Raw genomic sequence first — 13,773 nt, forward strand, 5'->3', positions numbered from 1 at the left:
TCGTAGGCTTGCCCCGTGGCTGATCCCTCGACCTATCGTCCCCGCCCGGGGAGCATCCCCGCACAACCCGGTGTCTACCGGTTCCGGGACTCGCACGGCCGGGTGATCTACGTGGGCAAGGCAAAGAGCCTTCGTCCGCGGTTGTCGTCCTACTTCCAGGATCTCGCCAACCTGCACCAGCGCACCCGCACGATGGTCACCACCGCGGCCAGCGTGGAGTGGACCGTCGTGGCCACCGAGGTCGAGGCGCTGCAGCTCGAGTACTCCTGGATCAAGGAGTACGACCCGCGCTTCAACGTGAAGTACCGCGACGACAAGTCCTACCCCTGGCTGGCGGTCACCGTCGGTGAGGAGTTCCCGCGGGTCATGGTCGGCCGGGGCGCGAAGAAGAAGGGCACCCGCTACTTCGGCCCCTACGGTCACGCGTGGGCGATCAGGGAGACCGTCGACCTGCTGCTGCGGGTCTTCCCGATGCGCTCGTGCTCCGCGGGCGTGTTCAAGCGTTCGGCCCAGATCGGGCGTCCCTGCCTGCTCGGCTACATCGACAAGTGCTCGGCGCCGTGCGTCGGTTCCGTCACCGCCGACGAGCACCGCCAGATCGTCGACGACTTCTGCGACTTCATGGGCGGTAGGACCGCTGCCTTCACCAAGCGCATCGAGCGCGAGATGTATGCCGCCTCCCAGGCCATGGACTACGAGAAGGCGGCCCGGCTCCGAGACGACCTCGCCGCCCTCGACAAGGCACTGGAGAAGCAGGCGGTGGTCTTCGGAGACGGCACCGATGCCGACGTGATCGCGCTGGCCGAGGACCCCCTCGAGGTGGCAGTGCAGATCTTCTACGTCCGCGGCGGACGGATCCGCGGTCAGCGGGGCTGGGTCGCGGATCGGGTCGAGGAGGGCGACACCAGTTCGCTCGTGGAGCACTTCCTGCTGCAGCTGTACGGCGGCGAGGCGGCGGAGGCGATCCCTCGCGAGATCCTCGTGCCGGCGCTGCCGTCCGATCTCGACACGATGGAGGCGCTGCTCACCGAGCTCAAGGGCAGCAGGGTGCAGATCCGGGTGCCTCAGCGTGGTGACAAGAAGACGCTCCAGGAGACCGTCGCTCGCAACGCACTCCAGGCCCTCGGCCTCCACAAGACGAAGCGAGCGAGCGACCTCACCACGCGCAACCGCGCGCTGGAGGAGATCCAGGAGGCCCTCGAGCTCGACGAGGTGCCACTGCGCATCGAGTGCTACGACGTCTCCAACCTCCAGGGCACGGAAGTCGTCGCCAGCATGGTCGTCTTCGAGGACGGCCTCGCTCGAAAGGGTGAGTACCGGCGCTTCGTCATCAAGTCGGTCGACGGCCAGAACGACGTCGCCTCGATGCACGAGGTGATCACACGGCGCTTCAGGCGCCTCCTCGACGAGCGAGGCGAGACGGTCGACAGTGGCGAGGGTCCGATGCTGGTCGACCCCGAGACCGGACGCGCGAAGAAGTTCGCCTACACCCCCGGCCTGGTGGTGGTCGACGGCGGCCCGCCCCAGGTGGCCGCCGCCACCGCGGCCCTCGCCGAGCTCGGCATCAACGACATCGCCGTCTGCGGTCTGGCCAAGCGACTCGAAGAGGTCTGGCTGCCCGGGGAGGAGGACCCCGTCATCCTGCCGCGCACCAGCGAGGGCCTCTATCTGTTGCAACGCATCCGCGACGAGGCCCACCGCTTCGCCATCAACCACCACCGCTCGCGCAGGTCCAAGACGATGGTCGAGTCGCTGCTCGACGACGTACTGGGCCTGGGGGAGGTGCGCCGCAAGACCTTGCTCAAGCACTTCGGCTCGCTCAGGAAGCTGCGAGCTGCCTCCGCGGAGGAGTTGGCGACCGTGCCGGGCATCGGCCCGTCCACCGCGGCCGCCATCAAGACCGCGGTGTCGCAACAGGGGAGCGGATCACCGAGACTGTCCGTCAACACAGCCACTGGTGAGATCGAGGAGTCGACATGAGCAGCGAGGAGACGTCGCCGTCGGGTGAGCTCGTCGTGGTGACCGGCATGACCGGTGCCGGGCGGAGCACGGCGGCGAAGGAGCTGGAGGATCTCGGCTACTTCGTGGTCGACAACCTGCCGCCGTCCCTGCTGCCCGACGTGGTCCGACTGGTCGACAGGGACCGAGGCCCTGGCCAGCCGATCGCGGTGGTGGTCGACGTACGCTCCGGGTCCTTCTTCGAGGAGTTGCGTGCCAACCTCGCCCACAAGCTGACCGGCCGTCAGTCCACCCTCGTCTTCCTCGAGGCCGACGACAGCACGTTGGTGCGCCGTCAGGACGCCGCTCGTCGCCCGCACCCGCTCCAGGGCGACGGCCGCCTCCTCGACGGTCTGCAGGCCGAACGTGAGGTGTTGCGCCGGCTCCGGGGCCAGGCCGACATCATCATCGACACGAGCAACCTCAACGTGCACCAGCTCACCGCTCGCATGTCGGAGCGGTTCGGCACCCCGCAGCGGCTCTCGCTCAAGGTGACGGTGGTGAGCTTCGGCTTCAAGTACGGCATCCCGGTCGACTCCGACTTCATGGCCGACATGCGTTTCCTCCCCAACCCCTACTGGGTGCCCGAGCTGCGGGACTTCACCGGACGTGACGCGGCTGTGGCCGACTACGTGGTGCAGCTGCCTGATGCCCAGGCCTTCCTCGACGCCTACGTGCCGGTGTTGCAGACCATCTCCGCGGGTTACCTGCGAGAAGGCAAGCGCTATCTCACGGTTGCCATCGGCTGCACCGGCGGCAAGCACCGCAGTGTTGCGATGACGGAGACGCTCTCCGACCGGTTGCGGGGTCTCGGATACGACGTGATCACCACGCACCGTGACCTGGGCCGCGAATGAGTGGCACGGTCCCTGCCACTCCCGTACGTCGATCCGGTCGCGTCGTCGCCCTGGGCGGCGGCCACGGCCTCCACGTGACCCTGTCGGCGCTGCGCCGCGTCGTCGACGACTTGACCGGCGTCGTCACGGTGGCTGACAACGGAGGTTCGTCGGGGCGCCTGCGCGACGAGTTTGGCATCCTGCCCCCGGGCGACCTGAGGATGGCCCTGGCCGCCCTCTGCAGCGACGACGACTGGGGTCAGACCTGGGCGAAGGTGCTGCAGCACCGGTTCAGCAGCGACGGTGAACTCGGTGGCCACGCGGTCGGCAACATCCTCATCACGGCCCTGTGGGAGCTGTTGGGCGAGAACGTGCTCGGCCTGGAGTGGGTTGCCCGCCTGCTGGCGGCCGAGGGCCGGGTCCTGCCGATGTCGGACGTCCCGCTCGACATCGAGGCCGACGTGCGTGGCCTCGACCCCGACGACCCCGACGGGGTCTCGCTGGTGCGTGGGCAGGCAGACGTAGCTGTCACTCCCGGCACCATCCAGGCGATCCGGCTCGTGCCGGAGCACATGCCTGCCAACCCGGAGGCGGTCAAGGCCGTCACCGAGGCCGAGTGGGTCTTCCTCGGGCCGGGCAGCTGGTACACCTCCGTGCTGCCGCACCTGATGCTCGACGGCCTGCGGGAGGCGATCGTCGGCACCCAGGGGCGGATTGTCGTCGTCCTCAATCTCCCGGGCTCGGAGGGCGAGACGTCGGGCTACTCGTCCATCGATCTCCTGGCGGTCCTGTTCGACCGGGCGCCGGACCTGCGCATCCACACCGTGCTCGCCGACCGGGAGAGTGTCGAGCACGGTCAGGTCGGTGCCGACCTGCTGGCCGCGGTCGTGGCGAGTGCGGGCAGCGAACTGGTCCTGGAGGAGCTCTGCATGGACGACGGCTCGCCGCGCCATGACCCGATCAAGCTGGCCGCCGCCTGTGCGCGGATCATCGAGCGTGTGTAAGGATCGACGCCATGGCAATGACGGCACAGGTGAAGTCGGAGCTTGCGAGCACCCAGACCACGAAGACGTGCTGCCGCAAGGCTGAGGTCTCGACGACGCTGCGTTTTGCCGGTGGCCTGCACATCGTCAGCGGCCGCATCGTGGTCGAGGCGGAGCTCGACACCGGAGCCGCTGCGCGCCGGTTGCGCACCGACATCGCCGAGGTCTTCGGTCATCCCGCGGAGGTCGCCGTCGTGCAGGGGCCGGCCTCAAGCGCGGCAATCGTTATGTGCTGCGTGTCGTCCGTGACGGCGAGTCGCTCGCCCGTCAGACGGGTCTGCTCGACCAGCGCGGGCGCCCGGTCCGGGGCCTGCCTCCCCAGGTCGTCTCCGGCGCAGCCTGCGACGCGGTGGCTGCCTGGCGCGGTGCCTTCCTTGCCCACGGCTCGCTCACCGAACCGGGCCGGTCCTCCTCGCTCGAGGTGACCTGCCCCGGTCCCGAGGCCGCGCTTGCGCTCGTCGGCGTCGCGCGCCGCCTCAACATCCAGGCCAAGGCGCGCGAGGTGCGGGGAGTCGACCGGGTGGTCATCCGCGACGGTGACGCCATCGGTGCACTGCTCACCCGCCTCGGTGCCCACGAGGCGCTGATGGCCTGGGAGGAGCGTCGGATGCGCCGCGAGGTGCGTGCGACGGCCAATCGCCTCGCCAACTTCGACGACGCCAACCTCCGCCGTTCCGCTCGTGCCGCCGTGGCTGCGGGTGCTCGCGTGGAACGCGCCCTGGAGATCCTTGGCGAGGGCACCCCGATCATCTGCGACTTGCCGGTCACCTGCGGCTGCAGCACAAGCAGGCCTCCCTCGAGGAGCTCGGCCAGCTGCACGACCCGGTGCTCACCAAGGACGCCATCGCCGGACGCATCCGTCGGCTCTTGGCCATGGCTGACAAGCGGGCCGAGGAGCTCGGCATCCCTGACACCGAGGCGTCGTTGACGCCGGAGATGCTCGCCGACGCCGAGTAGCGCGCATCGCCGGTCGCTTTGGGTCGCATGGCCTAGCCTCGGGAGTAGTCCCTGGTCTCCAGCGAGAGGTGGCACCGATGACCGTGCGCGTCGGAATCAACGGCTTCGGTCGGATCGGCCGGAACTTCTACCGGGCAGTGCTGGCCTCCGACGCAGACCTCGAGGTGGTGGCGGTCAACGACCTGGGTGACCTGCCCACCTTGGCCCACTTGCTGAAGTACGACACGACCCTGGGTGTCCTGGACGCCGACGTGCACGCCGAGGACCACCGCATCGTCGTGGGGACGACGAGCTTCGTCGCCCACGAGGAGCGGGACCCGGGCCGGATCCCTTGGCACGAGTCGGGCGTCGACGTCGTCGTCGAGTCCACCGGACACTTCACCGAGGCAGCTGCTGCTCGCGCCCACGTGACCTCCGGCGGGGCCCACAAGGTGATCATCTCGGCGCCGGCGAAGGGGAGGACATCACGGTGGTGATGGGGGTCAACCACCGGGACTACGACCCGTCGTCGCACACGGTGATCTCCAACGCCTCCTGCACCACCAACTGCCTCGGCCCGCTGGCCAAGGTCCTCCACGACGGGCTGGGCATCGAGCGTGGCCTGCTGACGACCGTGCACGCCTACACGGCCGACCAGAACCTCCAGGACAACGTGCACCGCGACCTGCGCCGAGCACGCGCTGCCGCGGTCAACGTCGTCCCCACCTCCACCGGCGCTGCCAAGGCCATCGGACTGGTCATCCCGGAGCTGGACGGACGCCTCGACGGCTATGCCTTGCGAGTGCCGGTGCCAACCGGGTCGGTGAGCGACCTCACCGTCACCGTCAGTCGTGAGACCAGCGCGGCAGAGGTCAACCAGCTCTTCGCAGCTGCCGCTGCCGAGGGCGACCTCGCCGCCTACCTGACGTACTCCGACGCCCCGATCGTCTCGTCGGATATCGTCACTCATCCGTCGTCGTGCATCTTCGACGCACCGTTGACCAAGGTGATCGGAAACCAGGTCAAGGTCGTCGGGTGGTACGACAACGAATGGGGCTACTCCAACCGGCTGGTCGACCTGATCGAACTCGTCGGGGCCTCGCTCTGATCCGCACACCTGAACCAGAGGAACACATGCCCGGCATCGATTCGTTGACCGCTGCGCTCGGGGGCTCCCTGAGCGGCAAGCGGATCCTCGTCCGCTCCGACCTCAACGTGCCGCTCGACGGCACCACGATCACCGACGACGGACGGATCCGGGCCAGTGCGCCCACGATCGCGGCACTGGCTGACGCGGGCGCGCGCGTCGTGGTCGTCGCCCACCTCGGACGGCCGAAGGGAGCCCCGGACGCGGCGTACTCCCTGGCTCCGGTGGCCGAGCGACTCGGCGAGGTGCTCGGCCGGCCCGTGGCCTTCGCCACCGACACCGTGGGCGATGCTGCCAGCGAGACCGTCAGCGGCCTGGCGGACGGAGATATTGCGCTCCTCGAGAACGTGCGCTTCAACGCCGGAGAGACCAGCAAGGACGACGCCGAGCGCGGCGCCTTCGCCGACCAGCTGGCAGCGCTCGCTGACGGTTTCGTCAGCGACGGCTTCGGGGTGGTGCACCGCAAGCAGGCCTCCGTGTACGACGTCGCCGCGCGGCTCCCGCACGCCATGGGCAACCTGGTCGGCACCGAGATCGACGTGCTCCGTCGTCTGACGGACTCGCCCGAGCGCCCCTATGCCGTCGTGCTGGGCGGCTCCAAGGTCTCCGACAAGCTCGGGGTGATCGACAACCTGCTCGGCAAGGCCGACCACCTCCTGATCGGCGGCGGCATGGTCTTCACGTTCCTCGCAGCCCAGGGGCTCGAGGTGGGCAAGAGCCTCCTCGAGGCCGACCAGCTGGACACCTGTCGTGACTACTTGGCGCGGGCGGAGAAGCTCGGTGTCACGATCATGCTGCCGACCGACATCGTGGTCGACAGCGCCTTCCCGTCGGGCGACCGTGCGCCGGAGCCGTCCGTCGTCGCGGCCGACGCCATCCCTGCAGACAGTCTCGGTCTCGACATCGGTCCCGACTCCGCTGCCGCCTTCGCCGCAGCGCTTGGCAAGGCTCGCACCGTCTTCTGGAACGGCCCCATGGGGGTCTTCGAGGTCGACGCCTTCGCCGGTGGCACCCGCGCGGTGGCCCAGGCGCTCACCGAGGTCGACGGGCTGTCCGTGGTCGGTGGCGGTGACTCCGCCGCCGCTGTGCGCCGCCTCGGCTTCACTGACGACGCGTTCGGGCACATCTCGACCGGGGGCGGAGCCAGCCTCGAATACCTCGAGGGCAAGGAACTGCCCGGCATCTCGATCCTGGAGGACTGATGGTCTCGACGAAGAAGCCCGGGCGTGTCCCGCTGATGGCGGGCAACTGGAAGATGCACAAGAACCACCAGGAGGCCGTGGTCTTCGTCCAGAAGCTTGCCTGGAGCCTTTCGGACAAGAAGCACGACCACCAGCGGACCGAGGTGGTGGTGCTGCCACCCTTCACCGACATCCGGTCGGTCCAGACCCTCGTCGACGGCGACCGCCTGAAGATCCGTTACGGCGCCCAGGACGTCTCCGCCCACGACGCGGGCGCCCACACGGGTGAGGTCTCCGCTTCAATGCTCGCCAAACTCGGCTGCAGCTATGCGGTCGTCGGGCACTCCGAGCGCCGTCAGGACCACGGGGAGGTCGACTCGCTGGTCAACACCAAGGCCCGCAAGGCCATCGAGGCCGGCATCGTGCCGATCGTGTGCGTCGGTGAGGGCCTCGAGGTCCGCAAGGCGGGCGAACACGTCGAGCACACGCTTGCGCAGGTCGACGGCTCCCTGGCCGGCCTCACTGCCGAGCAGGTTGCCGGGCTCGTGATCGCCTATGAGCCGGTGTGGGCGATCGGCACGGGCGAGGTTGCCACCCCCGCTGACGCCCAGGAGGTCTGTGCCGCGATCCGCGCACGGATCGCCGAGGTGCACGGCGACGAGGTGGGCTCCGCCGTACGCGTCCTCTACGGGGGTCGGTCAAGCCGGCCAACATCGGCGCGATCATGCAGCAGCCCGACGTCGACGGTGCCCTGGTCGGGGAGCGAGCCTCGACGTCGACGAGTTCGGCGGCATCTGCCGCTACCAGGACATGCCGGTGCTCTGAGCAGACTGCCGAGCAGTTCAACCGCGGGCGAGCATCGCGGCGACGAAGAGCATCGTCGCCGCGATCGCCATCTCCAACATCTGCCACGCACGCGGACTTCGCAGCAGGGGTGCCAGCAGCCGGGCGCCGAACCCGAGCGAGGCGAACCACCAGACGCTCGCCGTCGCCGCTCCCGCGCCGAACCACCAGCGTGCCTCGATGCTGCCCTGGGCGGCGGCGAGGGAACCGATGAGCAGCACGGTGTCGAGGTAGACGTGCGGGTTGAGCCAGGTGAGCGCCATCGCCCGGCCGACGGCCGTACGACGTCGCTCGGCGCCGACGGCTGCACCGACCCCCAGGGACTCGGGGTGGCGGGCCCGCCGCAACGACGCAGCGGCGTACCAGAGCAGGAAGGCGACGCCGAGCCAGCGGACGACCTCGACCAACCAGCCGGCGCGGTCGACGAGGACGCCGATCCCCGCCACCCCGGCCAGGATCAGCACCAGGTCGGAGACTGCGCACACCAGTACGACCGGCCCCACGTGCGAGCGAAGGAGACCTTGTCGGAGGACGTAGGCGTTCTGCGCTCCGATGGCGATGATGAGGCTGAGGCCGGTGAGGAGGCCGGCCGACGCGGTGGGGAGCACCGCTCCAAACTAGGCAGCCACGCAGATGCAGTCCAGTGAATGTTTGTTGCGTCAGTGAAGTAGTGCTTCACTGAGGGCATGCGGTTCGACCCTGCTCAGCTGGAGACCCTCGTCACGATCGCAGAACAGGGCACCTTCGAGGGTGCCGCCCGCACGCTGCAGCTGACTCCGAGCGCTGTCAGTCAGCGGGTCCGTGCCCTCGAGCGGGCAGCCGGCACCGTCCTGCTGCAGCGGACCACGCCGGTGGGGGTGACCAGGGCCGGCGAGCCGCTGTTGAAGTTGGGCAGGCAGCTTCGCCTGCTCGCCGCGGAGGCGTCGGTCGAGCTCGACGGACGGGGCGTGGTCGATCTCCCGGTCGCGGTCAACGCCGATTCGTTGGCGACCTGGTTCCGGCCGGTGCTGGCGGCAGTGGCCGCTCGGCCGGGACTGACCCTGCGCCTGTACGTGGAGGACCAGGCACACTCGCAGGCCCTGCTCCGCCGTGGAGACGTGGTCGCTGCGATCACCGACGATCCCGAACCGGTGCAGGGATGCGTCGTGACGCGGTTGGGGGAGCAGCGCTACTCGCCAGTGGCGACGCCCGACCTGGTGGCGCGGCACCGCCGTGGCACCGGGATGGACTGGGAAGCGCTGCCGATGGTGGTGTTCAACGAGGTGGACCGGCTCCAGGACAGGGTGCTCGAGCAACGGGGGACGGCCCGTCCTCCGGTGGTCCACCGCGTCCCCACGTCGGCCGACTTCCTGGCGGCGGTCGAAGCCGGCCTGGGGTGGGGAATGCTGCCCGAGGGGCAGCTCGAAGCATCGCTGCGGTCGGGCCGGGTGGAACTGCTGCCGGGAGCCGAGTCGCTGACGGTGACGCTGCACTGGCAGCGGTGGCGCTTGTCGAGTGATGCTCTCGACGAGCTCAGTGCCGACGTACGCCGGGCGGCCACGCGACTGCACCGGTGATGCGACATGGCATCCGGGTGCGGTGGCTCACGTAGCCGTCGGATAGGCTCTGCCTCGTGGAAACGCTCTTCACCATCATCCTCGTGATCACCAGCCTCGCGCTGATCATGCTCGTCCTCCTGCACAAGGGACGCGGCGGTGGTCTCTCCGACATGTTCGGCGGCGGTGTCTCCAGCGGGCTGGGCGGTTCCTCGGTGGCCGAGCGCAACCTCGACCGGCTCACGGTCGGCATGGGCCTCATCTGGGCGGCGTGCATCATCGCCCTGACGGTGCTCGTGGCCTTCGGCGGAGTCTGACCCCTAGCCTTTCCCAGAAGAGTGCTCTGAGAGGAACACCAGTGGCCGGTGCAGGTAGCGCGATCCGAGGCACGCGGATCGGATCAGGTCCCGTGGGCGAGGCCGAGCGCGGTGAAGCCGCGCCCAGGCAGCAGGTCATCTACTTCTGTGCCCATGACCATCGGTCGGCGATCACCTTCGCCGTCGAGGCGAAGGTGCCCGAGACCTGGGACTGCCCGCGCTGCGGACTCCCGGCGAGTCTCGACGCCGAGAACCCGCCGCCGGCCCCGAAGAACGAGCCCTACAAGACCCACCTGGCCTACGTGAAGGAGCGGCGCTCCGACGAGGAGGCCGAGGACATCCTCGCCGAGGCCCTGCAGTTGCTGCGTTCGCGCCGCAAGGCCGGCGACATCATCTTCTGACGCACCGGTCACTTGCGTCACAAGATTCCCCGCCCGGGCGGGGAATTGCCCGCTTGGCGGTTGTAGCAACAGCCACCAAGCATGCAATTGCCACGCCAAGTCCCGGCTGATGGGTTCAGAGGGCCGCTGCAGCGTCCCGGTCGAGCCACCACACGGTGCCGAGTCGTCCGCGTACGCCGCGGGCCGGGATCGCCTCCACTGGCCCCGGCAGGTGGGCTGCACGGACGGCGTCCGCCTTGCCGGTGCCGCTGGCCACGAGCCACAGTTCGCGGGTGCGCCGCAGGGCCTCGAAGGTCAGTGAGATGCGCTCAGGCGGTGGCTTGGGGGAGTCGGTGACGGCGACGGTGATCTGTTCCTCGACGGTCAGGGCCCGGTGTCCCGGGAACAGCGAGGCCACGTGCCCATCGGGACCGATGCCCAGCATGACCACCTCGAACTCGCCGCCACCGTGCTGGCGCAACTCGTCGGCGTACTGCTGCGAGGCCAACCCGAGGCTGAGCCCATCGGCGGCAGGCATGGGGTGCACTCGGGCAGGGTCGGCTCCCAACGCGGCCAGCAAGGGCAGTACGTCGCGTGCGTTGCGGTCGGGTGAGTCGGCCGCAACGAAGCGTTCGTCTCCCCACCAGAAGTCGACCAGACCCCAGTCGACGCCGGAGCCGGGTCCGATGTCGGCGAGCGCGCGGTGGATCGACGCGGCGATGGTGCCGCCGGTGAGGGCGACGGCCGGCACCCGACCGGCAACCTGGGCCTCACCCAGCCGGACGACCAGGGCCTGGGCCACCGCACCCGCGAGCGCCTCGGCGGTGGGCAGGACCGTGCGGGTCACAGAAGGCTGCGCACCCACTGTGCCAATCCTTCGGGCGAGGTCACGTGGAAGCGGAGCACTGGCCGGCCCCGTTGGCTCAGGACCCGGGCGTCGCCCACCGCCTGCGAGGCCTGGAACTCACCGAATGTGAACTCGCGACCGGGCACCTCCAGGTCCTGCTGGGGGTCACAGGTGAGTTGGAGGAAGACTCCGGTCTGCGGGCCCCCTTGTGGTACTGGCCGGTCGAGTGCAGGAAGCGTGGCGCCCATCCGAAGGTGACCGGGCGCGCGGTCAGGGTGGCGAGGCTCTCGCGGAGCCCGGCCACCGGCGCGTCGCGCTGGTCGTCGAGGTAGGCATGGATGCCGAGGTAGCCGCGGGCCGGGTCGATCCGGTCGAGCAGTGCCCGCAGCGCGCCCCGGGCGTCGGAGGTTCCCGCCGGCAGCCACGGTCCCGCGAAGACCTGGACCGGACCGTCGGTGAATGCTGGGGCGGCGTCCTCGATGTCGCCGGAGAGCATCTCACGGGCAGCAGCCTTGGCGCTCTCGACATCCGGCTGGTCGAAGGGGTTGATCCCCAGCAGGTGGCTGGCGACCGCGGTCGCGCCCTCCCAGACGAGGAACTGGGCGCCCAGCGGAGCCCGGAGATGGGCATCGAAGCCCGAGGCCGGACGAACCCGGTCGAACACCGGGGTCGCGCCCCAACTGCACAGCAGGCTGTCGGGGGTGCTGGGATCGAAGTTGGGAGCGCGGGTGGACGGCACGCTGATCGGGAGGACGCCGGTGCCCTGCTTGCCGGTCGATTCCGCCACCAACTGCTCGATCCAGGCACCGAGTCCGGCACGCTCGGCATCACTGTCGGCCAGCACGGCCTTGTCGACACCGTGTTGGACGCCGAGTGCCAGCAGAGCGCCGAGGCGCAGGATCGGGTTGTCGACGTCATCGGTGGCAGTGGCCGGCGCGACCTGCGCCGCGTCGTCCAACAAGCGGGCGATGTCGGCGCCGGCAATGCCCGAGGGCACGAGCCCGAAGGCGCTCAGGGCGGAGTAGCGCCCGCCGACCGTCGGGTCCGCATGGAAGACCCGGTAGCCCGAGGCGGACGCCTGCTCGTCGAGCGGTGATCCCGGGTCGGTAACGACGACGATACGGCGGGTCGGGTCGATGCCTGCGCCGCGGAAGGCAGCCTCGAAGGCCCGTCGCTGGCTGTCGGTCTCGACCGTGCCGCCGGACTTGCTGCTGACCACCACGACCGTGCGCTCGAGGTCGCCGGCGAGCCCTCGGCGTACGACGTCGGGCGAGGAGGAGTCGAGCATCTCCAGGGGGCGTTTGCCTCGGTGCAGATCACCTCCGGAGCCAACGACGAACCGCCCATGCCACACAGCACGACGCGGGTGATGCCGTCGGCCGCGAGGGTGTCGCGCAGCGCCTCGATCTCGGGCACGAGGGGAGGGAACGTTCGTGCAGATCGGTCCAGCCCAGGCGTTGTGCGGCTTCCTCCTCCGCGGCCGGACCCCACAAGGTGGCGTCGTGCGCAGCAATCCGCGAGGCGACGCGGTCGGTCACGAGCCGGCGTACCGTCGCCTGGAGATCGACCTCAGCGGGATGCTCGACCAACAGATCCCAGCCGCTGCCCGTCACGCGCCGACCACCGCCATCTGCTCGGTGACGGTGGCAACGAGCTCGTCCCACGAGACGACGAACTTCTCCACCCCCTCGCGCTCCAGGAGTGCCAGCACCTCGTCGAAGTCGATGCCGACCTCGGCCAGGGACGCCAGCACCTGTGCGGCTTCGTCAGCTCGGCCCGTGACCGTGTCGCCGGTGACCTTGCCATGGTCGGCGAAGGCCTCCATGGTCTTCTCCGGCATCGTGTTGACACAGCCGGCGACGACCAGGTCGCTGACGTAGAGGGTGTCGGGATAGGCGGGGTCCTTGACACCGGTCGACGCCCACAGCGGCCGCTGCACGTTGGCATTGGCGAGTGCGGAGAACCGCTCGGACGCGAAGACCTCGCGATGCGCCGCGTGGGCGATGCGCGCGTTGGCGAGAGCGGCCTTGCCCCGCAGCGCTGCCGCCGCTTCGGTACCGATCGCGTCGAGACGCTTGTCGACCTCCGCGTCGACCCTGGAGACGAAGAAGGAGGCCACCGAGTGGATGCCCGACAGGTCGATACCCTTCGCGGCGGCCTGCTCGAGACCATTCAGATAGGCGTCCATGACCGCGCGGTAGCGCTCGAGGCTGAAGATCAGGGTCACGTTGACGCTGATGCCCTCGGCGATGGCCGCGGTGATCGCAGTCAGCCCCGGCACCGTCGCTGGGATCTTGACCATCAGGTTGGGCCGGTCGATCGCCGTCCACAGCTCCTTCGCCTGCACGGCGGTGCCTTCGGCATCCATCGCGAGACCGGGCTCCACCTCGATGGAGACCCGCCCGTCCTGGGGAGCACCGGCGTGGACCTTGGCCAGCACGTCGCAGGCAGTGCGGACATCGGCGGTCGTGAGCTCGTGGATCACCTTGTCGACGCCGGCACCGGCCGCGACGAGGTCACGCATCTGGTCGGTGTAGCGCTCGCCGTCGGCCAGCGCGGAGGCGAAGATCGTCGGGTTCGTGGTGACGCCGACGACGGAGCGCTCGCGGACGAGTTCGGCGAGATTGCCCGTCTCCAGCCGCTCGCGGGAGAGGTCGTCGAGCCAGACGGAGACGCCGGCCTCCGAGAGTTTCTGCAGCCGGTCATTCAT

At 69.4% G+C, this 13,773-nt stretch carries 11 protein-coding genes and 3 pseudogenes; 10 read left to right on the forward strand and 4 right to left on the reverse strand.

Features of this window, described 5'->3' with window-relative positions:
• Nucleotides 1-15 precede the first annotated feature (15 nt).
• From uvrC to tpiA, 7 genes and pseudogenes are all read left to right on the forward strand, one after another.
• On the forward strand, nucleotides 16-1,980 hold the full coding sequence (gene uvrC / locus L1066_RS23015) for an excinuclease ABC subunit UvrC (RefSeq protein WP_235738701.1): 1,965 nt from the start codon (nucleotides 16-18) through the stop codon (nucleotides 1,978-1,980).
• A complete protein-coding gene (rapZ, locus tag L1066_RS23020) occupies nucleotides 1,977-2,855 on the forward strand; it encodes an RNase adapter RapZ (RefSeq protein WP_235738702.1) in 879 nt (292 codons plus the stop codon). The genes uvrC and rapZ overlap by 4 nt, the downstream gene beginning before the upstream one ends.
• A complete protein-coding gene (locus tag L1066_RS23025) occupies nucleotides 2,852-3,838 on the forward strand; it encodes a gluconeogenesis factor YvcK family protein (RefSeq protein ID WP_235738703.1) in 987 nt (328 codons plus the stop codon). The genes rapZ and L1066_RS23025 overlap by 4 nt, the downstream gene beginning before the upstream one ends.
• Before the next feature lie 11 nt (nucleotides 3,839-3,849).
• Nucleotides 3,850-4,834 (forward strand): annotated as a pseudogene (gene whiA / locus L1066_RS23030) (DNA-binding protein WhiA).
• Nucleotides 4,835-4,911: 77 nt separating this feature from the next.
• Nucleotides 4,912-5,921, forward strand: a pseudogene (gene gap / locus L1066_RS23035) (type I glyceraldehyde-3-phosphate dehydrogenase).
• 26 nt (nucleotides 5,922-5,947) lie between these two features.
• Nucleotides 5,948-7,162 carry a phosphoglycerate kinase gene (locus L1066_RS23040; RefSeq protein ID WP_235738704.1) on the forward strand — a complete coding sequence of 405 codons (1,215 nt, stop codon included), beginning with the start codon at nucleotides 5,948-5,950 and terminating at the stop codon, nucleotides 7,160-7,162.
• Nucleotides 7,162-7,966, forward strand: a pseudogene (gene tpiA / locus L1066_RS23045) (triose-phosphate isomerase). Before L1066_RS23040 ends, tpiA begins: the two are co-directional and overlap by 1 nt.
• A gap of 17 nt (nucleotides 7,967-7,983) precedes the next feature.
• On the opposite strand, the gene L1066_RS23050 reads toward tpiA, so the two are convergent.
• Entirely contained in the window at nucleotides 7,984-8,592 is a 609-nt protein-coding gene (locus L1066_RS23050; protein WP_235738705.1) for a LysE/ArgO family amino acid transporter, read from the reverse strand.
• Between the two features lie 78 nt (nucleotides 8,593-8,670).
• Between L1066_RS23050 and L1066_RS23055 the strand changes: the two genes are divergently transcribed.
• Genes L1066_RS23055 through L1066_RS23065 form a run of 3 tightly spaced genes read left to right on the forward strand, consistent with a single transcriptional unit; the run spans nucleotide 8,671 to nucleotide 10,237 of the window.
• On the forward strand, nucleotides 8,671-9,540 hold the full coding sequence (locus L1066_RS23055; RefSeq protein ID WP_235738706.1) for an ArgP/LysG family DNA-binding transcriptional regulator: 870 nt from the start codon (nucleotides 8,671-8,673) through the stop codon (nucleotides 9,538-9,540).
• Between the two features lie 56 nt (nucleotides 9,541-9,596).
• Nucleotides 9,597-9,836: a preprotein translocase subunit SecG gene (gene secG, locus L1066_RS23060; protein ID WP_235738707.1), complete on the forward strand. Its 240-nt coding sequence runs from the start codon at nucleotides 9,597-9,599 to the stop codon at nucleotides 9,834-9,836.
• Nucleotides 9,837-9,877: 41 nt separating this feature from the next.
• Nucleotides 9,878-10,237, forward strand: coding sequence for an RNA polymerase-binding protein RbpA (locus L1066_RS23065; RefSeq protein ID WP_235738708.1), 360 nt, complete (start codon nucleotides 9,878-9,880; stop codon nucleotides 10,235-10,237).
• A gap of 115 nt (nucleotides 10,238-10,352) precedes the next feature.
• Here the strand turns inward: L1066_RS23065 and pgl are convergent, their stop codons facing one another.
• The 3 genes from pgl to tal form a co-directional block, all read right to left on the reverse strand.
• Nucleotides 10,353-11,081 (reverse strand): 6-phosphogluconolactonase, encoded by a 729-nt coding sequence (pgl, locus tag L1066_RS23070; protein ID WP_235738709.1) that lies wholly within the window; start codon nucleotides 11,079-11,081, stop codon nucleotides 10,353-10,355.
• Between the two features lie 58 nt (nucleotides 11,082-11,139).
• Complete coding sequence (locus L1066_RS23075) at nucleotides 11,140-12,351, reverse strand: hypothetical protein (protein ID WP_235738710.1); 1,212 nt, start codon at nucleotides 12,349-12,351, stop codon at nucleotides 11,140-11,142.
• A 321-nt stretch (nucleotides 12,352-12,672) separates the two neighbouring features.
• Nucleotides 12,673-13,773 (reverse strand): transaldolase, encoded by a 1,101-nt coding sequence (tal, locus tag L1066_RS23080; protein ID WP_235738711.1) that lies wholly within the window; start codon nucleotides 13,771-13,773, stop codon nucleotides 12,673-12,675.

Source organism: Nocardioides alcanivorans, assembly GCF_021555175.1.
Taxonomy (GTDB): Bacteria; Actinomycetota; Actinomycetes; order Propionibacteriales; family Nocardioidaceae; genus Nocardioides; species Nocardioides alcanivorans.

What these genes read in the sequence shown, in the direction of transcription:
- rapZ (WP_235738702.1), top strand. Translation starts at nt 1,977, where the DNA reads ATGAGCAGCGAGGAGACGTCGCCGTCGGGTGAGCTCGTCGTGGTGACC.
- L1066_RS23025 (WP_235738703.1), top strand. Translation starts at nt 2,852, where the DNA reads ATGAGTGGCACGGTCCCTGCCACTCCCGTACGTCGATCCGGTCGCGTC.
- L1066_RS23040 (WP_235738704.1), top strand. Translation starts at nt 5,948, where the DNA reads ATGCCCGGCATCGATTCGTTGACCGCTGCGCTCGGGGGCTCCCTGAGC.
- L1066_RS23055 (WP_235738706.1), top strand. Translation starts at nt 8,671, where the DNA reads ATGCGGTTCGACCCTGCTCAGCTGGAGACCCTCGTCACGATCGCAGAA.
- L1066_RS23075 (WP_235738710.1), bottom strand. Translation starts at nt 12,351, where the DNA reads ATGCTCGACTCCTCCTCGCCCGACGTCGTACGCCGAGGGCTCGCCGGC.
- tal (WP_235738711.1), bottom strand. Translation starts at nt 13,773, where the DNA reads ATGAATGACCGGCTGCAGAAACTCTCGGAGGCCGGCGTCTCCGTCTGG.